This window comes from Companilactobacillus furfuricola (genome assembly GCF_003946325.1).
GTDB classification, from domain to species: domain Bacteria; phylum Bacillota; class Bacilli; order Lactobacillales; family Lactobacillaceae; genus Companilactobacillus; species Companilactobacillus furfuricola.
On the sequence record NZ_RHNT01000009.1, the window covers coordinates 46,474 to 68,013 of the forward strand.

Annotated in this window: 17 protein-coding genes and 1 pseudogene; 15 read left to right on the plus strand and 3 right to left on the minus strand. The window is 41.3% G+C overall.

Translation table 11 applies throughout. The features are described from left to right. The gene (gene tkt, locus EKM78_RS04590) at positions 1 to 1,971 is read right to left on the minus strand and encodes a transketolase (RefSeq protein WP_125769844.1); all 1,971 of its coding nucleotides are present in this window, start codon (positions 1,969 to 1,971) and stop codon (positions 1 to 3) included. A 14-nt stretch (positions 1,972 to 1,985) separates the two neighbouring features. Beyond that, the gene (gene aroC / locus EKM78_RS04595; protein ID WP_125769846.1) at positions 1,986 to 3,164 is read right to left on the minus strand and encodes a chorismate synthase; all 1,179 of its coding nucleotides are present in this window, start codon (positions 3,162 to 3,164) and stop codon (positions 1,986 to 1,988) included. Between the two features lie 639 nt (positions 3,165 to 3,803). Here aroC and EKM78_RS04600 point away from each other — a divergent pair. The 13 genes and pseudogenes from EKM78_RS04600 to EKM78_RS04660 all read left to right on the plus strand — a co-directional run bounded on the left by EKM78_RS04600 (position 3,804) and on the right by EKM78_RS04660 (position 17,478). Next, positions 3,804 to 5,651 carry a heavy metal translocating P-type ATPase gene (locus EKM78_RS04600; protein WP_125769877.1) on the plus strand — a complete coding sequence of 616 codons (1,848 nt, stop codon included), beginning with the start codon at positions 3,804 to 3,806 and terminating at the stop codon, positions 5,649 to 5,651. Positions 5,652 to 5,785: 134 nt separating this feature from the next. Continuing rightward, a complete protein-coding gene (locus EKM78_RS04605; RefSeq protein WP_125769848.1) occupies positions 5,786 to 6,016 on the plus strand; it encodes a heavy-metal-associated domain-containing protein in 231 nt (76 codons plus the stop codon). Further along, the gene (locus EKM78_RS04610) at positions 6,016 to 6,579 is read left to right on the plus strand and encodes a ferritin-like domain-containing protein (RefSeq protein WP_125769850.1); all 564 of its coding nucleotides are present in this window, start codon (positions 6,016 to 6,018) and stop codon (positions 6,577 to 6,579) included. The genes EKM78_RS04605 and EKM78_RS04610 overlap by 1 nt, the downstream gene beginning before the upstream one ends. 168 nt (positions 6,580 to 6,747) lie before the next feature. Continuing rightward, positions 6,748 to 7,431: a Crp/Fnr family transcriptional regulator gene (locus EKM78_RS04615; protein ID WP_125769852.1), complete on the plus strand. Its 684-nt coding sequence runs from the start codon at positions 6,748 to 6,750 to the stop codon at positions 7,429 to 7,431. A gap of 904 nt (positions 7,432 to 8,335) precedes the next feature. Beyond that, a complete protein-coding gene (locus EKM78_RS04620; RefSeq protein ID WP_125769854.1) occupies positions 8,336 to 9,127 on the plus strand; it encodes a hypothetical protein in 792 nt (263 codons plus the stop codon). A 108-nt stretch (positions 9,128 to 9,235) separates the two neighbouring features. Further along, positions 9,236 to 9,565 carry a hypothetical protein gene (locus EKM78_RS04625; RefSeq protein ID WP_125769856.1) on the plus strand — a complete coding sequence of 110 codons (330 nt, stop codon included), beginning with the start codon at positions 9,236 to 9,238 and terminating at the stop codon, positions 9,563 to 9,565. Between the two features lie 15 nt (positions 9,566 to 9,580). Then, a complete protein-coding gene (locus EKM78_RS04630; RefSeq protein WP_125769858.1) occupies positions 9,581 to 10,168 on the plus strand; it encodes a hypothetical protein in 588 nt (195 codons plus the stop codon). Between the two features lie 495 nt (positions 10,169 to 10,663). After that, on the plus strand, positions 10,664 to 11,812 hold the full coding sequence (locus EKM78_RS04635) for a trans-sulfuration enzyme family protein (protein WP_125769860.1): 1,149 nt from the start codon (positions 10,664 to 10,666) through the stop codon (positions 11,810 to 11,812). Positions 11,813 to 12,107: 295 nt separating this feature from the next. Then, positions 12,108 to 13,157 (plus strand): annotated as a pseudogene (locus EKM78_RS04640) (ABC transporter substrate-binding protein). A gap of 15 nt (positions 13,158 to 13,172) precedes the next feature. Continuing rightward, positions 13,173 to 14,192 carry an ABC transporter permease gene (locus EKM78_RS04645; RefSeq protein WP_125769862.1) on the plus strand — a complete coding sequence of 340 codons (1,020 nt, stop codon included), beginning with the start codon at positions 13,173 to 13,175 and terminating at the stop codon, positions 14,190 to 14,192. A gap of 12 nt (positions 14,193 to 14,204) precedes the next feature. Further along, positions 14,205 to 14,948: an ABC transporter ATP-binding protein gene (locus tag EKM78_RS04650; RefSeq protein ID WP_125769864.1), complete on the plus strand. Its 744-nt coding sequence runs from the start codon at positions 14,205 to 14,207 to the stop codon at positions 14,946 to 14,948. A 62-nt stretch (positions 14,949 to 15,010) separates the two neighbouring features. Then, positions 15,011 to 16,315 (plus strand): O-acetylhomoserine aminocarboxypropyltransferase/cysteine synthase family protein, encoded by a 1,305-nt coding sequence (locus EKM78_RS04655; protein ID WP_125769866.1) that lies wholly within the window; start codon positions 15,011 to 15,013, stop codon positions 16,313 to 16,315. 44 nt (positions 16,316 to 16,359) lie between these two features. Continuing rightward, complete coding sequence (locus tag EKM78_RS04660) at positions 16,360 to 17,478, plus strand: amidohydrolase (RefSeq protein WP_125769868.1); 1,119 nt, start codon at positions 16,360 to 16,362, stop codon at positions 17,476 to 17,478. Between the two features lie 359 nt (positions 17,479 to 17,837). Here EKM78_RS04660 and EKM78_RS04665 read toward each other — a convergent pair whose 3' ends face one another. Continuing rightward, a complete protein-coding gene (locus EKM78_RS04665; RefSeq protein WP_125769871.1) occupies positions 17,838 to 20,402 on the minus strand; it encodes a YhgE/Pip domain-containing protein in 2,565 nt (854 codons plus the stop codon). A 146-nt stretch (positions 20,403 to 20,548) separates the two neighbouring features. On the opposite strand from EKM78_RS04665, the gene EKM78_RS04670 reads away from it, so the two are divergent. Both EKM78_RS04670 and EKM78_RS13240 read left to right on the plus strand, forming a co-directional pair. Continuing rightward, complete coding sequence (locus EKM78_RS04670) at positions 20,549 to 21,115, plus strand: TetR/AcrR family transcriptional regulator (protein ID WP_125769873.1); 567 nt, start codon at positions 20,549 to 20,551, stop codon at positions 21,113 to 21,115. A gap of 26 nt (positions 21,116 to 21,141) precedes the next feature. Beyond that, positions 21,142 to 21,276, plus strand: coding sequence for a hypothetical protein (locus tag EKM78_RS13240; protein WP_281273590.1), 135 nt, complete (start codon positions 21,142 to 21,144; stop codon positions 21,274 to 21,276). Positions 21,277 to 21,540: the final 264 nt, after the last annotated feature.

Genomic DNA, 21,540 nt, shown 5'->3' on the forward strand with positions numbered 1-21,540 from the left:
TTATCCCACCTTTTCCATTTTGAATAGAAGGTTTTTGACTGAAGCAACGACGTTATCAATAGTGAAGTCAAAGTCACTGATGACTTCGTCAGGGGTTGCTGACTCGCCGAAGGTTTCTGTACCGATGATCTTGCCGTCGAGGCCAACAACGTTAGCCCAACCGAGGGGACTGGCCATTTCAATGGCGATCCGGTGACGTTGATTGTTAGGTAGGACACTTTCGCGGTATAGGATGTCTTGTTGCAAGAATTTAGCTTGATCTGGCATGGAAACTACCCGAGTAAAGATGTTTTCTTTTTCGAGTTGTGCTTGAGCTTTTTTGGCTAATTCTAGTTCGGTACCTGTTGCTAATAAGATAGCTGACAACTTGCCTTTTTCAAAGTTGGCAACGTAACCACCACGTTTTTCGAGTAGATCGGCTGAGTTGTCAGCTGGCAATTCTTGGATGTCTTGTCGGCTCAAGAACATGACTGTGGGACGGTTAGTTGATTCGATAGCCATTTTCCATGCGGAAACGATCTCGTTAGGACTTCCGGGACGAACGACGTTTAAATTAGGAATACTTTGTAATCCAGCTAATTGTTCGATCGGTTGATGAGTCGGGCCATCTTGACCGACAGCAATTGAGTCGTGAGTGAAGACGTAAATGACTGGTAACTTTTGCAAAGCACTCAATCTAATGCCGGCTTTTAAGTAGTCGGAGAAGACGGCGAAAGTTGAACCGAAGACTTTGAGACCACCGTGTAAGGCGATACCATTCATGATCGTACTCATGCCAAATTCGTGAACGCCGAAGGGGATGTTTTTGCCTGTTGGATTATCAGCTGAGAAAGTACCGCCGTTTTCTATCTCGGTTTTAGTCGATGAAGCTAGATCAGCAGCACCACCGATAAAGTTTGGAACTTGTTTAGCGATGTCATTCATTGCTGTGTGCCCAACTTTTCGACCGGCATTTTTCTCGCCAGGTTTGAAACTAGTTAATTTGGAAGCATCAATGGAAACTGGAACTTCGAAATCGTGAAGAAGTTCAGCTTTTTGAGGTGAAGCTTGCAGAGCTTGTTCCCAAGTGGCATGAACTTTTTGACCACGGTCGCGAACTTTTTCATGGAAAGATCTTTCGATGTCAGCTGGGACGGTGAAAGGAGCTTCGTGCCAGTTGAGGTTGTTTCTCAATACTCCTAGGGAATTGTCATCGAGTGGGGCACCGTGAACTTTGTTAGTACCTTGATCAGGAGCGCCTTCGCCGATGATAGTTCTGATCTCGATAAAAGCAGGTTTGTTAGAAGCTTTGGCTTGTTCGATCGCCTTATCGATGGCTTCAACGTCGTCGCCATTTTCCACTAGGAAAGTATCAAAACCATAAGCTTTGAAGCGATCTCTTTGATTAGTTTTGAAGGAGCGACTAGTTGGTCCGTCTAAGGAAACGTCATTTGAATCGTATAAGATGATCAACTTGTCTAAATTGTTGATGCCAGCAAATTCAGCGGCTTCGTGTGAAATTCCTTCCATTAAGTCGCCATCACCGACAATGGCAAAAGTATTGTGATCCATTAATTTACCAAACTTAGCTTCCAGACGTTTTTGAGCAACGGCCATGCCGACTGCCATGCCCACACCTTGTCCAAGTGGGCCAGTCGTAGCGTCAACACCTGGCGTGGCACCGAATTCTGGATGACCGGGTGTTTTGGAACCACGTTGTCTGAATCTCTTTAAGTCGTCGATCGAGACATCAAACCCTGATAGATGAAGATGACTGTACAAAAGAGCTGAGCCATGTCCTGCTGATAATACTAAGCGGTCACGATTGATCCAAGTGGGATCTGCTGGATCAATTCGAAGATGTCTGGTTGCTAAAGTGTAAAGCATCGGTGCCACGCTGAGTACGATTCCGGGATGACCCGAATTTGCATTGGAAATTGCTTCGACTGCTAATATTTTAAGTGCATGTATATTTCTCATATCTTCATCCATAATAATTATCTCCTTTAGAATTGTTTGATTTCTTCGCGGTATGCTTTCAATTGTTCTTTTAATCGTTCTATGTTGTCGCTGTCGAACTTGTCGAGAACGGCTTTGGCTAATTCGATCGCTACCATGCTTTCAGCTATGACAGCAGCTGCGGTAACGGCGGTAGTGTCAGAACGCTCAATACTTGCTTTGTGTTCCTGGTGAGTATCGATGTCGACTGAGTGCATTGGGCGATACAAGGTAGGTATCGGTTTGACGACACCACGCACGGCTATCATTTCACCAGTTGTCATGCCACCTTCAAATCCGCCTAAGTTGTCAGATCCACGATAAAAGCCTTTGTCTTTTGACCAAAAGATCTCATCCATTACTTGACTGCCGAACTTCTCGGCGTTGTCAAAACCTCCTCCGAAGTCAACGCCTTTAAAAGCATTGATCCCGACGATTGCTCGAGCGATCTTGGCATCGAGCTTAGTATCAGCTGAGACGTAAGAGCCAAGTCCGGCGGGAACTCCTGTGGTAAATACTTGAACGGTCCCGCCAACGGTATTGCCTTCTTTTTTAGCTTGGTCGATGACGTCCTGCATCTTTTTGTCGGTGACTTCGTCTAAAGTTCTCGTTGGAAAACTTTCGCTAACCTGTCTTAGATCATCTAAAGTATTAAAACTTTCTAATTTTGATAAGTCGGTTTTTGCTGGTCCAATGTTTAAGACGAATCCGTGAACGTCGATGCCTAATTCACTTAATAGTTGTTTTGATACGGCACCCACGGCCACGCGCATCACGGTTTCTCTAGCTGATGATCTTTCGAGAACGTTTCTGAGATCTTTGAAGTGGCGATATTTCATGCCACCAATTAGGTCGGCATGTCCAGGTCTTGGTCGCATGACCTTTCGAACAGAATTTTCAGGAGTTTCCACATCATTAGGCGCCATGATGCTAGCCCAGTGATTGTGGTCGTCGTTGTGAACATTTAAAGTTAGTGGTGAACCTAAGGTGATTTGATGTCTGACACCGGATAAGAACTTAACAGTGTCAGTCTCAATGACTTGTCTTTGACCACGACCGTAGCCGTGTTGGCGGCGTGCCAGTTGTTTATTGACATCTTCTTCGGAAATGTGAAGTCCTGAAGGGATGCCTTCAATAATGGCGATTTCTTCTGGTCCGTGGCTTTCTCCTGCTGTCATATATTTCATGTAATAAATCCTCCCAATGCTGTTTGTTGCTGCCATTTCAGTTAATTTGGTATAAAAAAAGCGGTCGATCAAGTGAATTGAAACACTTGGTCGACCGCTAAATAAACAGTCCTGAAATTATTGTCCTACTCAACCAAGTGTAATTGTTAGATATAATCACTCGATCAAGTAAACACGTTAAAAATCTACTTTATCGAATGTGCCGTGACCGACACACCCGAAGGTCGCGATCACTCATTGATAAAGTAGTAATACCATGAAGATGAGATATTATTTAACGTATTATTGCTGTTAGACAATTTCATTTTTTAATCCTGCTTTCATTAATTTAATCAACTTCTAATTTTTATCTACAATAGCACAGGATTTTTGAGGTTGCAACTGTTAACGAACAATTTTCATGAAAATCTCGAGTGAAACGACAAGTATAAAAATAGTTTAGCCCTTTAATTATAAGGGATTTTCCCACATTGGCGACCCGTTAGATATTCATAAAAAAAATAAATTGATTTATTTTATCAAACTTGATTCGTATCAATTTTTTAATAGCCGTTACCCCCTACAATATGATTTGTAAGTTGATGAGGCGAACAAAGAAAACACTCATCAAAAAATAATAGGGGGTATCAATGCCTTATGATGAAATTAAATATGTGGATTCAGAAGCATCAAAATAAGATCACTGGTTTATTAGCAGTATTGATCGTTGCCAGTTTGTTCTTTTCTTATGTAGTAAAAGCGGAATTATTAGCAACTATCTTGATGATAATCGCCAGTATCATTGGTGCCATTCCAGTTGCCTTGCATGCCTGGGGTGCGTTAGTTAATAAAGTTATCAGTATTGAACTATTAGTTACCATCGCTGTCATCGGTGCGTTTGTTATCGGTGAATTTGAAGAATCAGCTATCGTTACATTCTTGTTCTTATTTGGTAGCTATTTGGAACAAAGAACTTTGCAAAAAACACGTTCTTCAGTTAAAAAGTTAACGCAATTAGCGCCAACGCAAGCAGAATTAGTCGATGACGACGGTAATGTTACGACCGTTGATGTCGATGACCTTGATGAAGGCGATCACGTAATGGTAAAACCTGGTGGCCAGATCCCAGTCGACGGGAAAATCGTTGATGGAACAGGCTACTTTAACGAAGCTTCCATTACTGGTGAATCTGCTCCAGTGCAAAAAGAAGACGGAGATTCCGTTTATGCGGGATCTTTGATCGACAATGGTACAGTTACTATCGAAACTTCATCAGTTGGTGAAGATACTACCTTCGGTAAGATCATTGAATTAGTTGAAGAGGCTCAAGATAGCCAATCTCCAGCAGCTAGATTTATTGATAAGTTCGCAACATATTACACACCTGCAGTTTTAGTTATTGCTGCTTTAGTCTGGATCTTTACCCAAAACTTTGAATTAGCCATCACGGTCCTAGTCCTAGGTTGCCCGGGTGCTTTAGTTATCGGTGCTCCGGTTTCAAACGTTGCTGGAATCGGTAATGGTGCCAAAAACGGTATTTTGATGAAAGGTGGAAATGCTGTTAACAGTTTTTCACGCATCGATACATTAGTATTAGATAAAACTGGTACATTGACTACCGGTAAAATGACTGTTTCAAAAATGGATACTTTTGGAACTGACGCTACAGCTGACATGGCAACTTTAGCAGCTGTTGAAAAAGGTTCTGACCACCCATTAGGTCACGCTATCGTTAAATATGTTGATGCTGAGGGCATCAAAGATTATCCCGAAATTCCTGAATTTGACACGGTTAAGGGCCAAGGAATGATCGGTCACGACACCGAAAAAGAAATTTTAGTAGGTAATGAAAAATTAATGCAAGCTAACGGTGTTGAGATCACTAAAGAAAATAGAAAATCGATCAACGATCGGTTAGACAATGGTGATTCAATCGTTATCATGGCTATTAACAAAGAAATCAGAGTGATCACTGGTATTAATGATGAATTACGTCCAGATGCTTTCGATGGCCTTACAGCACTTAAAAAAGCCGGGATTCAACGTGTCGTAATGCTCACTGGTGATAACAGATTGGCTGCTCAACGAGTTGCTGAGAAATTGCCGATCGATGAGATCCACGCTGAATTATTACCAGAACAAAAATTAGATTTCGTTAAAGACTTTCAAGCAAAAGGCCACAAGGTTGCTTTCGTGGGTGATGGTATCAACGATTCGCCTTCACTAGCAACGGCTGATATCGGTATTGGTATGGGAACAGGTACGGATGTTGCCATTGATACTGCAGATATTGTTTTAGTTAAATCAAGTTTTAATTCCTTAGCTCACGCATATATTTTGGCTAAGAAGACAGTTGCTAACACTAAGGAAAATATTTTTATCGCTGTCGCAACTGTTGCATTATTACTATTAGGTTTATTAGTAGGAATTATCCAAATGGCTTCCGGAATGTTCGTTCACGAAGCAAGTATCTTAGTCGTTATCTTTAATGCGATGAGATTACTGTGATAATTTTTTAAAAGAATTTGTATTTCTTGATATTGGTCAAGTTAATCTTGATCAATAGGTACTATGATAAGGATTGTAAGGTTGAGGAACAGAGATGTTTTTTCAACAAAGAAGTAATTAGGAGGTTTTATATCATGGCAAAAGCAATTTTACAATTAGGCGATTTGACTTGCCCTTCATGTATGACAAAGATCCAAAAGGCAGTCGCAAATCAAAAAGGCGTATCTGACGTGAAGGTTATGTTTAACGCTGGTAAAGTTAGAGCTGATTTTGATCAAGAACAAACTAGCGGTGAAGATCTTTCAAATGTAATTACTGAATTAGGTTATGAAGTTAAGAAATTAAAAGTTAAGGAGACTGCATAATGACAGAACAAGCTACACTTGAGGCAAAATTAGCAGCGGAACAAAAACAAGCCGACGTTGATCACCACAAACCAACAGCCGGAGCAATGGTAAACCATGTTTTATCAAATCATATGGTGTTGAACGTTAAATTGCACCAAATCAGCTGGTTCATTAAAGGACCAAACGCTGAAAGCTACAAGAATGTTTTAAAAGAAACAATTAAAGAAAACAACGAATGGTTCGATAAGATCGGTGAACAATTGTTGGACGAAGCAGAATTGCCTTCATCAACAATGGCTGAATATAGCGAATACACGATGCTTGAAGAACATGGCGAAAACAAATATATGGATGCTGAAGAGATGCTAAATACTGTGGTTGAGGATCTTACAACTGACAATATGTTTGTAACTCGTGCCATCAAGTTAGCCGAAAAGGAAGATCGTCCATTTTTCCAACAAGTATTAGTTGAAATGCTTGGCTGGAACAACCATCAAATTCGGATTTATCAAGCATTGCTTGGCAAAACAGCCGCTGAGGGTCTTGGTGACGACGAAGATGACGATGAAGATTTTGACTAAATCAATTATTTGATTGGATTAGTGTAAGTGTTAATCTGACATTAGAGAGTTTAATAGTACAGTACGATCATAAAAAAAGAGAGCGGAAGTTGATGTCCAGCTGGCAGTTTCTAAACCGGAGGCGGCTATCAACTGTAGCTTGTTTCAACTAAAAGGAGGGTGTCATTTATGACTGAACATGATCACGGACATACGGGTGATAGTTGTTTATCACTTGTGACGATTTTTCAATCGTTGCCAGAAAAGGATTTGTCATTTTTAGATGACATTGTTTCTGAACATCATTTTAAGAGTGGCGAGTATTTGTTCCATGCTGGCGATAATGCTGATTCGTTGAAGATTATTTCTCATGGACAGGCTAAGGTTTTTCAAATTGCTGCTAATGGTAAGGAACAGATGCTTCGGATTCTTCAGACTGGTGATTTTGATGGTGAAGCTGCTTTGTTCGAGAATTGGGAACGGAATAGTTTTGCTGAAGCTTTGATGGATACTGATGTTTGCGAGATTTCCCGTGATTATTTTCAGAATTTGATGGCTTCTTCTCCTAAGTTGGCTGTTAATATGGTTAATGCTTTTGGCCAACGGATTACGCAGTTGGAAGCACAGAATACTGAGGTTACTACTTCTAGTGTTGAGAGTCGCTTGGCTAATTATTTGCTGGAAACCTCGGCTGGGTTGAAGGAGGATTCTTTTAAGCTTCCTTTGAAGAAGAAGGATATTGCTACTTATTTGGGTACTACTCCTGAGACTATTAGTCGGAAGCTTACTAAGATGTCTGAGGCTCAGTTGCTTGAGAATAAGGGGTTGAAGGTTAAGATTATTGATCCAGATGGACTTTCTATGCTGGTTTGATGATGTTTGTTGCTGGTACACTTTTGTGTGCTGGCTTTTTTTTGTATAGATGTAAGTGAGCTATGGCAGACAGAAGCGTTTTATTTTGCTGGAGGTTGGTAGTTTGTTTGGTTAGCTGGGATGGAGGTGGTATTTTGGTTGTACGTTCAGTGCCGACTCCGGGGCCCGGGGATACGTTAAAGGAACGTAAGTGCTAACGCACTTGCGCAACCGGTTATGGTGGTGGCTACGCCACCGAACAACTAAGGTCGGGAACGTGGTGGGCACATTTTGAACCAATCGAGCAAAGTACGCTCGCTTGTTTCAAAACTGCACCTTTCACTAAGCTCCTTCGTCGACAAGTGAAATTTCACCACTGAGGTCTGTATCCCCGGGCCCCTCCGTCTAGGTAGAGACAATATCCCTCCCTTTGGTTGAGATTTACCGACTTATTTTGTGCAAATTGGCACTTTTTGCTCGTCCTATTTCTCACATGTCTATCTCAGGTTTTATCTATTCTGGTGGGAGTAGGTGCTTCCTTGTTTTGTTGCGGTACCTTTTCTGATTGAATCACTAATATTTTTCTCAGTTCGCGGGACTTTGCTCCGCTTATTTTGTTTCCTGACCTACATTGCTACCGTGTTTTTTCTTTTATTTGTTGGTTGGATAAGAATTATTATCTTTTTTCTTCTCTTGCTTTGTTCTTATGTTTTCTTTTTTTCTATCTATCTATTTATTTCTTGCTCGCGTGCTCGATTCTCTCTCACTCTCGCAGTTCCATCTTTTCTATTGTTCTGTTTTTCTTTTCTTTTTCATTTTCATTTTCGAACTTATATTTTGTGCTGTTTTCAATGACTTCTCTTTTACATTAATGATTTTTTGTTTATCATATAAGGAGTCTATTTTTACTTTTAGGAGGGTTTCTATGACTGCGGTTATTGATGGAGCTGCTGAGATTCGGAAGGTTTTGGATCTTTTTAAGATTGATTATTTGCAGGATCAGACTTTTGATGGGCTTCGTTATGGAGCTTTGGATGCTTTGCTGCCGGTGCAATTTTCGTTCTCGATTCAGGGACGTGAATTGTTTGTTTTGTTTTTGGCTGATGATTTTGATGATGATCAGTTGGAACGATTGCTCCGGTTTTCTGAAGGGCATGGGAATTCTTTGCTGATGATCGATCATCGGGATGCTTCTAAGATCCAGGAGATTGTTTCGCGATTTATTGATGATGCCCGTGCTGGTAAGGTTGAAGTTGCTGAGGATTATGCTGATTTTTCTCGGGGTTATTTTTTTGCTTCGGTTAATGGTGAGGTTCAAGATGACGATCATTCTGATTCTGAAAAAAGTGATTCTGATGATCGGCAGAAATTGTTGCTGGAGAATTTGGAATTGAAGCGGCAGGTTCGTGGTTATGCTGCTGCTTTGGCTGATTTTTCTAGTCAGGTTAACGAACTTTCCGAGTTGGTTTTGGCTAATAATCAGAAGATCGTGGCGTTACAGTCTGGCGATTTTTCGGCTAAGTTTGATGGTGAATTTCGGCTTCATGGTGCTAAAAATGGGCATTTGACTGATGCTGCTAAGCGGTTGGTTTTTGTGGTTACTAAGAATCTTGATTGTAATTGGACGGAGATCCAGCGTTATTTTAAAGATAACTACGATGAGTCTATTTCGATTAGTTCGATCAAACGGATCTACCGCCAAAATTCTCATTCTTAATAAAATAATTGATTGATTTTACAAATTAAGATGTTCAAACATTTACTGATGGTTTCTGTGCATTATTACGGTTAAAATTGAAGTAAATAGTGATCATGGAGGCACAGCATGTCATCTAATTCTAAGGGTGAAGAGGCTGTTAATGATTTTTTGAAGACGAAGAATGTTTTGTTTGAACGCGAACGGACTTTTTCTGACTTACGTTCTCCGACTGATAATTCGCCGTTGCCGGTTGATTTTGCTGTGAATGTTAATGATTTTGTCGGGATCATTGAATATAATGGGATCCAACATTATCAACCGATCGGCGGGACTTCTGAAGCTGCTGACGCCTGGAATCGATTGTCTAAGAATGGCTCTGCACGTTTGAATTTTTCAAAAAAACAGCATATTCCTCTGTTGATCATTCACTATAAAGATTTAAGTCGGGTTGATTAGGTAGTCGAGAAGTTTTTGATCGATATTCGCGGTAAGATGGCTAATCAGACGATTAAATATACTGCGCATACTAAGGGCTTTTTTACTGGTTATCCTTACCAAACTTTTGACGGGACTAAGGTCGAAGAGCGTCATATTCCTTTTGAACTGGTCAGTGATGAGCAGAGAGAAGTTTATCAGATCCCAAATGACGCCGTGATCACTTCACGTGCTTATCTGGAGCAATTACGGGCTATTCGGACTATTCGAGATCAATCGGTCAAGAAATTTCAGGTGGCTGTTGCTGATATGGTCACGCGGATCAACGACTTGGAGAATCTTAATCAAGATCTGGAGCAAAAGGTCAATGAATTAACTGCACGGCTGCAAGTTCAGGATCAAGTGATCGCAAGTAACAATTTGGTTACTTTTGAGGGTGAATTTCGAATCTCACCGTCAAATCGGAGTCAATTGACTGAAGATGCCCGTCATTTCATTCGCCGGTTGTCGCAACGATTCGACAATGATTGGAATAAGGTGCGCAACTTCATTGGCGATAATTATCAAGAGAAGATCTCGGTGACGACGATCAAGAAGGTTTGTGCCAATAAAGATAATTTCTAAAAAATATCAAATTTTTTTTAATCGGATAAACCCGCTTGATTTCAGGATTTGTTTTCTGAAAATTAAAATTTTATGAAAAAAGCGGCTTGACTTTAAAAAACAATAAAAGTACTATCCAAGTTAATCAAATACTTGTGTTGACGAGAAGAGTAGAAAAATGATTAAAGTTGGATAGCGACCACCGTTGGTGAAAGGGTGGACTGGAAAGTTTTTTGAAGATGAGCTCTGAGCAAATGCTGATAGTGCAAGCTTGAGGCACGTGGGGATCACGATATCATCCCGAGCATGTTTGTGCTTTTGAGGCATAGGTGGCGACATCTATGTAAATTAGGGTGGTACCGCGACTCATCATCGTCCCTGTACAGAATTATTCTGTGCAGGGACTTTTTTTATCTCAAAAATTGACTAATAAGTTCAATACAATAATTTTTATCAATTAAAATTAGGAATGAAAGCTCGAAGCTTCAAAGTACGTTCAATATAGGGGGAATTCAAATGTCTGAATTTGATACTAAGTTGATTCACGGGAAACCACAAAATGACAACCACACTGGTGCAGTTAATGTGCCAATTTACAATTCTTCGACTTACATTTATCCGTCAGTTGAAGCTAAGATCCCATATGATTACTCGAGATCGGGCAATCCAACTCGTAATTATTTGGAAGACCAAGTCGCTGAATTAGAAAATGGCTATCGTGGCTTTGCTTTTTCCTCTGGATCAGCTGCTATTCATGGAGTTTTATCGATTTTCTCTCCTGGCGATCATATTATTATCGGCAAAGAAATTTACGGTGGGACGTTTCGACTGATCAATGAATTTTTGAAACGCTGGCAGTTGGAATTTACTGCGGTCGATACCCAAGATCCTTCCGAGGTGGAAGCAGCTATCAAGCCTAATACTAAAGCAGTTTATTTTGAAAGTTTTACCAATCCGTTGTTGCACGTGACGAGTGTCAAAGCTATTTCTCAAATTGCTAAAAAGCATGATATTTTGACGATCGTTGATAATACCTTTTTGACACCTTACTTGCAACGACCACTGGATCTAGGTGCGGATATTGTTTTACATTCTGCAACGAAATACTTGGGTGGACATTCTGATGTCATCGCTGGGATCGCCGTAGCAAAGGATAAAACAATCGCTGATCGTTTATATTTTAATCAGAACAGCATCGGTGCTGTGTTATCGCCGGAAGATTCTAGTTTAGTTCGTCGAGGTATCCAAACCTTGGCTGTCAGGATGGATCGACATCTTAGCAATGCCAAAAAAATTGTGGAATTTTTGCAAAGTCGATCCGAGATCAAAAAAATTTATTATCCGGGGATCAAAGGATCAAAAAATCATGAGATCGCTGAAGCTGAAACAGATGGCTTTGGGGGGATCGTATCCTTTGAATTACAAGATGGTCTAGATTCGACTAAGTTTGTTGAAGGAACGAAATTGATCCAGTTGGCGGTCAGTTTAGGTGCTGTAGAAAGTTTGATCGAATTACCTTATAAGATGACTCATGCCGAATTGTCGCCAGATGACCAATTAAAAGCTGGCATCACGCATCAACTAGTGCGGCTTTCCGTTGGGATCGAAGATCCTAAGGACTTGATCGACGATCTAGCACAAAGCCTTGATCAATTAGCAAAATAAACATGAATGAGTAGATAACTAACCTAGCTACAGAGAGCCGTGTTTGCTGAAAATCGGTGCGACCGTGGTTGTCGAATATGGTTCATGTAAAAATAGTCAGTTCAAACGGTTAGAATTGGTCGGGCGTCTCCGTTATCGGACATGAGAAACATTCTTGTTTCTTTTTGAGGAGCAACTCGTGAGGGCTGCTCGAATAAAGGTGGTACCACGTGAAAACGTCCTTGATGAAAAAATTCATCAGGGACGTTTTTTTATTTTGATTATTAAATTGGGATAAATAGAGGGGGAATTATCCATGCGATTCAAAAAAATTATAGGACTTATTGTCGGTGTCTTAGCGCTGACGTTTACTTTAGCAGGATGTGCTAGTAACAACGCATCCGGGAATGGGACGGATAAAGAATATAAATACGGTTCGATCACAATCCCAGCCAAAGACGGTTCAGTCTGCAATGCGCCAAATTACATTGCTTATGAAAAAGGCTTTTTTAAGAAAAATGGTTTGAAAGCTGATATCGTCGCTAATCCTCGTGACATTAGCGACTTGGAAGCTGGCTTTGCTAGTGGGAAATACGATGCTCAAAATGGGGATTTCCAATATTTGCCAGCTATCCAAAATGGCGCTCAGATCAAAGCAGTTGGTGGTATTCACCAAGGTTGTATTAAATTGCTAGTAACTAAAGATTCAAATATTAATAGCGTCAAAGACTTGAAGGGTAAGACGATCGGTATTCCGGCTCAAGGATCAACGCCACAATATGTAACTTCGATCGCTTTGCAAAATTCAGGGATCGATCCTAAAAAAGACGTTACTTGGAAAGTTTTCAGTACGGATCTGTTAGCTAAAGCCGCTGAAAAAGGCCAAGTTGACGCCATTGGTACCGTCGATCCTTATGCTTATCAAGCTCAACAAGAAAAAGGTTTCCGTGCCATTATCGATAATAATAATTACAGTGGCAACCAAAAAATGGCTGACATGGGAATGAAGAAAAATGGCTCATGCTGCTACTTGTACATTTCCAATAAATTGATCCAATCAAATGAACCAAAAGCAAAAGCTATCGTGAAATCTTATCAAGAAGCTGCCGATTGGATCAACAAGCATCCAGAGGAAACAGCTCATATTTAATTGAGTAAAGGTTACGTTTCAAAAACTAAATTTATCAATGAGAAAAATGTCGCTCAGATTTTGAGAGATGAACACTTTGAACTCAATCTTGATCAAGGTAAAGAAGATATGAATTACTACATTTCGCAACTGAAAAAAGCGGGATATTTGAAGAAAGATACTAACAATGCTGAATTGTTGAAACAAGCATATTGGAATCCAAATGAAGATAAATAAGGTGGGGGAGAACTTATGTTGGAATCAGCTACAGCAGCACACAAAGCACCTGCAAAACTAGCAAAAAAATCGACTAGCCAAACTAAATACTGGAAACCGTATCAAACACGCTGGAACTTGATCAGTTTGTTAACGCTAGTCGTGGCTTTTTTAGAAAACTTATTAGTTCCCGCACAAGAATTAGTCAACAATGTAACTTACCGTTGGTTTTTAGTTGCGTACTTTGCTTATTTAGCCATTGTTTACATTGCTGGATCAGTCGTTCACGGAAAAGTTCGTCTCTATAGCGGACACTTTGCCCAATTGAACGCTTCGATCGGTCTGTTGTTAGTCGTCCAAGATCTCTTGACTGAAAAATACGCGGTCATTCAACAACCATTTTTCGTCAGTTTTGCTCAGATCCTCGACCAAATGAAAACAGACCACGCGCTCCTTTTAGCTTCAACTTGGTCGTCACTCGGGTTGTGGTTGATCAGTTTCGTCATCGGAACGATCATCGGGATCGCTTTGGGACTATTCATGGGGAGATACCACCAGTTTAATTACTGGGCTTTTCCTTATTTGAAGGTCATTGGTATTATCCCAGCGGCAGCTTGGATGCCATTAACTATGGTGATCTTCCCAACGAGTTATTTGGCAGAGATCTTCTTGATCGCTTTTTCAGTCTGGTTCCCTGTTGCATTCATGACTATCGGTGGTGTTCAAAGCATTTCTAAAGATTATTTTGAATCGGCCAAAACTTTAGGCTTCAGTGAATCGCAGATTTTGAGAAAAGTAGTCATTCCCGGAGCGCTACCCAATATCTTCATCGGGATCTTTACAGCGATGGGCTTGTCCTTTACTATGCTAGTCATTTCTGAAATGATCGGCGCCAAAGTGGGACTGGGCTGGTACATTAATTGGGCCAAAGGTGTCGGCAACTACACCCAAGTTTATTCAGCCATCGTTATCATGGCAATTTTATTCTCGATAATTTTTTCATTATTAAATAAATTTCAAGATTACGCCTTACGTTGGCGTGAAAAAACAAATTAGGGGGTCATTTTGATGGTGCAATTAGCAGTTGAGAATGTCGATCGAATACTAGAAGACAATAACGGTCAGAAGATCAACGTTTTGGAAGATATCAATTTACATGTCGGTTCTGGAGAATTCATCTCTATTATTGGCCCTTCGGGCTGTGGTAAGACCACGCTTTTACGACTTATTTCAGGTTTAGATACACCTGAAAAAGGCGAAGTGTCGGTCGATGGCAATTTGATCGATCAACCAGATGTTTCGCGAGGCTACGTCTTTCAACACGGTAGCTTATTTCCTTGGGAGACGATCAAGGAAAATATTAGTTCCGGGTTAAAAGCTACTAACGGTCACGATTACGATAAGAAACTAGTCGACCATTATATTGACTTGATGGGTTTAAAAGGTTTTGAAAATGCGTATCCCCATCAAGTGTCTGGTGGTATGGCGCAAAGAGCAGCGTTAGCTCGTTCGATCGTCTTGAATCCAGAGTTATTGTTGTTAGACGAACCAATGGGAGCTTTAGATGCTTTTACGAGAGCAGATGTTCAAGATGTGATCCAACGAGTTTGGAAGCAGACGAAAACAACGATGATCTTAGTCACGCACGATATCGATGAAGCAATTTATTTAGGAACGAGGATCGTCGTCATGACACCACGTCCAGGTAAGATCAAAGAAATCGTGACTAATCCATTAGACTTTCCACGCAAACGAACTAGTGACGAATTTTTAGAGTTTAGACGTGAAATCCAGGACAAATTGAATTTTTAAGCAACACTAGCGTCGATGAGCTAGTAAAACAGTTATTACGAGGAATATAGGAGTGAGATAAATTGAGCAAAGACAAATTTGATACGTTGAGGATCCACGGAGGATACGAACCAGCTGAGCACAACAATTCAGCACAAATACCTATTTACCAGACAGCAGCTTTTACTTTGGGAACAGCGGCACAAGGGGATGCCGTTGCTTCTGGAGAGGTGCCAGATTCGTTTACGTATTCGCGAGTTGGTAATCCGACCGTTTCAACTTTAGAAAAAAGGATCGCAGAACTTGATGACGGTGTTGATGCAGTAGCAGTTGGGTCAGGGATGGCAGCTATTACTTATGCTATTTTAAACGTTGCTGAAGGCGGCGGCCGTATCATTGCTCCATATGATATTTATGGCGCAGCATTAGATGAATTCGAAACCCTTTTTCCAAAATTTGGCATCAATTTTGACCTCGTAGAAAATATTAACGATATCGATACAATTCAACAGTTGATCCAGCCGGATACTAAAGCTATTTACGCTGAAAGTGTATCCAACCCGACTACTGAGATCTCAGACGTTGAAAAATTGGCGAAAATTGCTCACAATGCTAACATTCCTTTGATCATCGACAATACTTTTTCCACACCATACTTGTTTCAACCAATCAAATACGGGGCCGATATCGTGGTTTACTCGTCGACCAAGGGGATTAGTGGTCACGGCAATGTTGTTTCTGGACTAGTCGTCGATGGCGGTAATTTCGACTGGAACAATGGCAAATTTCCGCAATTTCAAGAAGACGAGTACAGTTTGAAAAATAGTAAATTCCCGCAAAATTATTCCTTTACCAATGTCTTCGGCAAACAGGCTTTCATCAAACGATTACGGATGAAATATTTACGCCTGATGGGAGCCGTTCTAGGACCAGTCGACGCTTATTTGGAATTGTTAGGCTTAGAAACAATCACGGAGCGGATCGACAAAGAAGTCGCCTCTAGTATAAAAATCGCTGAGTTCTTATCGAATAATCCACACGTGAAAAAAGTTTATTACAGTGGACTTCCTAGTTCTGGCCAATATGACCTGGCTCAAAAGTACTTCCCTAAAGGTATTGGGACCGTTTTATCTTTTGAGATCGCCGGTACTTCAGAACAAACGGATCAAGTGATCGATACGACGAAGCTCTTTTTATATTTACCAAACGTTGGCGATAGTCGTTCGTTGATCGTTAATCCAAGTAAGATCACTCACCGAGAAATCCCAGAAGAAAGACGGATCAAGAGTGGCGTGACCGACCAATTGTTGCGACTGTCGATCGGTTTAGAAGACGTAGACGATTTGATCGATGATCTAAATAATGCAATTAATGCGGCATTTGACTGAGGTGATGATATGACAGCAACAACTGAAATAACTTTTTAAAAAAGATAATCCAACTTAGACACGAGTTCCACCAATATCCAGAATTATCGAATCACGAATTTGAGACTACGAAGAAAATCTCGCAAATTTTGACCAATTGGCAGATCCCCATTGAACCCACCGACTTGGATACTGGTTTACTAGCTGTGATCAAAGGGGCAAATCCCGGACCCACCATCGCTTTACGAGCGGATATTGATGGATTACCGATCCAAGAGCAGACTGCTTTGTCGTATAAGTCAAAAAATCCCGGCGTGATGCATGCTTGTGGCCACGATCTACACTTATCCAGCTTGCTAGGGGCGGCCTATCAATTAAATCAGCAAAAAGATCAACTCAATGGGACAGTCAAATTGCTATTCCAACCGGCGGAGGAAGAAGGCTTTGGGGCTGATCAAGTCTTGGAAAAAAACGTTCTCGATGATGTTGAAGCCATCATTGGCTTTCATAACCAACCGGATCTTCCGGTGGGGGAAATTGCTTTAAAAGCGGGGACTTTGATGGCAGGCTGTTATCATTTTGACATTACGATCAAAGGAGCAGGAACGCATGCGGCCCAACCGCAAAATGGGACCGATGTTGTGGTCACGCAAGCAGCTATCATCACTCAGTTGCAAACCATTGTCAGTCGAAATCAGGATCCATTTCACGCTGCCGTCGTGAGCGTAACCAAAGTCAACGCAGGCAAGACTTGGAATGTATTGCCGGAGACTGCCAAACTTGAAGGTACGGTCAGGGCATTTACTGAAGCTGATGCTGAAAAAGTTCAGCAAAGATTGATCCAGATCGTAACTAAGACAGCGGAATCTTTTGAGCAAACAGCAACCGTAAACTGGACTAGAGGCGCTGATCCTATCAATAACGACCCAATCATCACTGACTTGGTCAAACAAGGCTTGACCACAGAGATCAGTCAGCCAAAACTAACGATGACTGCCGAAGATTTTGCGACATTTGAAACCAAGATCCCGGGAACTTTTGCATTTATCGGTTCTAATGGATCTAAAAATGCTCACGGCGTCCACGATCCCAGTTTTGAAGGCAAAGATGAGACTATCGAAACTGGCATTCGCTACTTTGTTGAAAGTGGCAAAAGTGTCTTGTCAGGTCTTTCGAAAGCTTGAATTTTAAATAGTAAAGAAAAAGAGAGCAATCAAGATTAAAAAATCTCGATTGCTCTCTTATTTTGAAACGAGCTCCAGGCGACAGCGGCCTCCGGTTTAGCAGGGGTAGTCGCTGCTCGTATGTTGGAATTTTTCCTAAACTTGCTGAATAGATATAGAGGTATCTATTTCCGTCTACTATGACTGCAGCGGTTTTGATAGTGGCGTTTTTCTTTATCCTCAAGGATGTTGAAACGAGCTCCGCGAGGTAGCGGCCTCCGGTTAACACAGGTGGCCGCGGCACGGCTTTGCCGTACCTTGTGCGACCACCCGCGTTAATCCTCAGCAGCTGACCAACCTCGCTGCGCTCTCTGTGTAACTTAAACTAATGATTTTTCAGATGAATTTTCCGAGAAGTCCATTTCTTTTATTCTTGACTTTCGTCTCATGTAAAACAGCATTGTCAAGAACATGAATACTAGGCCGATTGCTAGTAATATTAGCATTTCTGGCCAAGCGGTATTTCCGGTCATCAATGTATCACGCAATCCTTGTACCGAGTAAGTCATTGGTAGGAATGGATTGATGGCATTGAAGAATCCGTCGGAAAGCTGGATCGGATAAGTACCGGCTGAGCCACCAAGTTGAAGCACGAGTAAGATCATACTCAAGAATGCTCCGACTTTTCCAGCGACGAGGTTCAGCCACGAGACAATTTCCATGAAGGTTAGTCCCGTTAAGAAGATGACGCATAATGTTGCGAAAGGATGGATCGGTGCTAGACCGTCGATCAATATCAAGAGAATAAAGACTGTGATACTTTCAAGCAAGGCAAATCCAGTCTTGAGGGAAGCTTTACTTGCCCACCAGCCAATACTGCTGTGTGGGTATTTTCTTGGTGTATAAAGATCAAACATCAAGTTGAAAGCCAATGCACCAACGAAAAGCGATACTGAGATCATATAAGGTGCCATACCAGTACCATTGTTTGGTGCGTCGTCTCGTTCAGTATGTTTTGTAGTAGTTGGCTTAGCTACTTGAGCGTAAGTCAATTTGGTTGGGTCGACTTTTGATTTTTTAGCGCCATTGGCTAATTGTGTGGTCAAGTCGGTCGTTCCATCACTCAATTGTCCTAAACCGTCACCCATTTGGGTAGAGCCAGATTGCAGTTGAGAAGCACCACTCGAAATTTGAGTAGCACCGCTACTTAGTTGGCCAGCTCCAGAAGTGATCGTTGAACCATTGGCATTTAATTGAGCTAAACCAGAATTTAACTGATCAGCTCCACTACTAAGTTGGGAAATTCCGCTGGTCAAAGTTGGGACTTGGCTATTTAGTGAAGTTAAGCCACTATTCAAGCTACTTGCACCGTTATTCAAACTAGCATTGTTGTTCATTAATTGTAATGTTCCGGCGGAGACTTGCTCAGCTCCACTGGCTAATTGGCTGCTGCTTGATTGCAAGCTATTGATGCCACTAGAAAGTTGGCCCATTCCTGCAGAGGCAGTTTGGATCTGACCAGTTAATTGCTCTGAAGCTGCGGCTAGCTGTTGGATGACCGTAGTCATATCACTAGCTGCAGTGTTACTAGTAGAACTAGCAGTATTTTGTGCGGAAGCTAGTTTGCTTAGATCAGCACTTAAAGCGTTAGCAGAACTCTTGAGAGCACTTGTGTCTGTTCCAGTGTCAGACCCATTGACAGCAGCTAACATTGCTGCTTTTTGATCAGCACTCAATCCTTGAGCATCAGCTGTTGATGCTAAGCGTTGTTTAATGCCATCAGTTGAACCTGAACTAACGTTATCAATCTCTTGTTGTAAGGAAGCTAGATCGTTTTGCAAAGCTGAGATTTGACTAGAATTGCTGCCACTCAATTGACTTTGCATGTTATCGATCGAACCACTGACTTGATTCAACTGGCTGGAACTAGTATTACCGTTGCCGATCTGTTGGAGTTGCTGCGTCAATTCATTACTTGCAGAATAAATTTGGCTTAAACCAGAATTCAAAGTGTCGGCGTTAGTAGCTAAAGTTCCCGCTCCGTTTGCTAATTGATCAGAACCTGAGCTCAATTGTGAAGCACCAGAGTTTACTTGACTGACGCCGTTAGTATAACTTTGAACGCCAGAAGCTAATGTTGAACTTCCAGAAGCCAGTTGGCCGACGCCACTAGATAAACTAGCAGTACTGCCATTTAACTGATTTAGACCAGTTGCTAGAGTTTGACTACCACTAGCTGCTGAAGAAACACCATTGATATAAGTACTTAGGCCATTATTCAAAGTGTTGGCTCCATCAGCGAAGGTCAAGGAACTGGATGCTAGCTGGTCCAAGCCAGTTGTCATTTGTTGGTTGGCAGAGACTAGTTGGGTCGTTCCGTCACCTAATTTCTTACTACCATTAGAAGCTTTCTTCATACCATTGCTAAGTTGCTTTATGGAACTAAACATCGTCTTGGCATAAGTATTAGTGACTTCATCGGAAACACTTTGTGCCGCTTGTTTGGCAGCAGAGGAAGTCATTTTCGACGCTACGTAATTGTGACCAGCACTAGTTTTGTAGTGCAAAACCATTTTTTCAGGCTTTTTGTTCAACAATGTTGTCGCATTTTTAGAAAAGTCACTAGGTATGGTGATCGTCATGTAGTACTTTCCGTAATTCAAGCCTTCACGAGCTTGCTTTTTATCCATGACTTTAAAGTCCATTGCTGACGATTTTTTCAAGTTAGACGCTAGATCTTTACCGGCGTTTAGCTGTTTCCCTTGATAGGTGGTCGCTTTGTCTTCGTTGACCACGGCGACGGGGATATTTTCCAGTTCACCATATGGATCCCACATGGATTTTAGGAAGGTTACCGAGTATATCGAGGGGATAAAAATTATCGCAATTAGAACTATGGTCATAAATTTGTGCTTTTTAAGGTATTCCCATTCTGCACGAATCATAATAAAACCTCTATTTCTAAAAATAATTAATACACATCCTGTGTAATAATGATAATATAAGGTTAAGAATAAAAATTCAACACTAAAGTTATATTTTTTCTTACTTTATCATTATTTGAAACATGAATATGGAGTATATGAGTATTATGGCAATTGATAAACGAATTCGCAGGACTAATAAGGCATTGAGAGATGCTTTTCGTGAGATGGCAAAGACTACTGCTTATCAGGATATTACGGTTAAGAAGTTGACTGAGAAAGCTGGTATTAATCGGAAGACTTTTTATCTGCATTATGATTCTATTGATGATTTTTTGAATACTTTTGTGGAAGAGCTTTCGGAGCAATTGTTGGATATTATTACTTCTCGGCCGTTTGATCGGTATCGGTTGGAGACTGGGGAGATGTTTGATCCTTTGTTTGATTTTTTTGATCAGTCTCGGGAATTTTTTACATTTATTTTAATGTCTGATGAGTATAGTTTTCTTTCTAGGCAGGTGGAGAATCGGGTGGCTCATGGGTTTGCTGACGCTATTGAGGCTTCTTTTGAGATTTCTCGGGCTGATGCTTTTATTGCTGCTAGTTTTATGATCCGGAATACTGTTATGTTGTTTCGGATGTTTGATCGGGGGCAGGTTCGGTTTAGTAAGCAGGAGTTTAAGGATCATTTGGTGAGATTGAATCATTCGGGACTTTCTAGTTATTTGGGATAATAGGTGTAAGTGAGCTATGGCAGACAGTGGCGTTTTTCTTGGATGGAGGTCTGTTAGTTTGTTTGGTGTTGGGGTGTGGAGGTAGTATTTTGGTTGTACGTTCAATGCCGACTCCGGGGCCCGGGGATACAGCCACTGGAACGCTGCCGACGTCGATTTGAGCTTATTCGGGAAGACCACCCGAACAATCTCAAATACGAGTCTTCCTCTAAGCTACTTCGTCGCCAAGAGGAATTTGGGTGCGCTCGGCATGGGCGTTAGCTAGGTGATGAAAGTTCACTGTGAGCCGTAGTAGTCGGAATCACGAGTTGAGGACAAGGGTGTCCACCGCGAGGTGGAATCTGAAGAAAGTCTAAAGCAAAGTACTGAGCTGATGTACAAGAATCGACTAATAGGCCGGAAATGCAGGATAAGTTTGCCCAACA

Bases quoted from the DNA above. Each gene is read 5' to 3' on its own strand.
- EKM78_RS04610 (WP_125769850.1), top strand. From the start codon at position 6,016: ATGACAGAACAAGCTACACTTGAGGCAAAATTAGCAGCGGAACAAAAA.
- EKM78_RS04645 (WP_125769862.1), top strand. From the start codon at position 13,173: ATGTTGGAATCAGCTACAGCAGCACACAAAGCACCTGCAAAACTAGCA.
- EKM78_RS04620 (WP_125769854.1), top strand. From the start codon at position 8,336: ATGACTGCGGTTATTGATGGAGCTGCTGAGATTCGGAAGGTTTTGGAT.
- aroC (WP_125769846.1), bottom strand. From the start codon at position 3,164: ATGAAATATATGACAGCAGGAGAAAGCCACGGACCAGAAGAAATCGCC.
- EKM78_RS04670 (WP_125769873.1), top strand. From the start codon at position 20,549: ATGGCAATTGATAAACGAATTCGCAGGACTAATAAGGCATTGAGAGAT.
- EKM78_RS04605 (WP_125769848.1), top strand. From the start codon at position 5,786: ATGGCAAAAGCAATTTTACAATTAGGCGATTTGACTTGCCCTTCATGT.
- EKM78_RS04615 (WP_125769852.1), top strand. From the start codon at position 6,748: ATGACTGAACATGATCACGGACATACGGGTGATAGTTGTTTATCACTT.
- EKM78_RS04625 (WP_125769856.1), top strand. From the start codon at position 9,236: ATGTCATCTAATTCTAAGGGTGAAGAGGCTGTTAATGATTTTTTGAAG.
- tkt (WP_125769844.1), bottom strand. From the start codon at position 1,971: ATGGATGAAGATATGAGAAATATACATGCACTTAAAATATTAGCAGTC.
- EKM78_RS04635 (WP_125769860.1), top strand. From the start codon at position 10,664: ATGTCTGAATTTGATACTAAGTTGATTCACGGGAAACCACAAAATGAC.
- EKM78_RS04650 (WP_125769864.1), top strand. From the start codon at position 14,205: ATGGTGCAATTAGCAGTTGAGAATGTCGATCGAATACTAGAAGACAAT.
- EKM78_RS04600 (WP_125769877.1), top strand. From the start codon at position 3,804: ATGAAATTAAATATGTGGATTCAGAAGCATCAAAATAAGATCACTGGT.
- EKM78_RS04665 (WP_125769871.1), bottom strand. From the start codon at position 20,402: ATGATTCGTGCAGAATGGGAATACCTTAAAAAGCACAAATTTATGACC.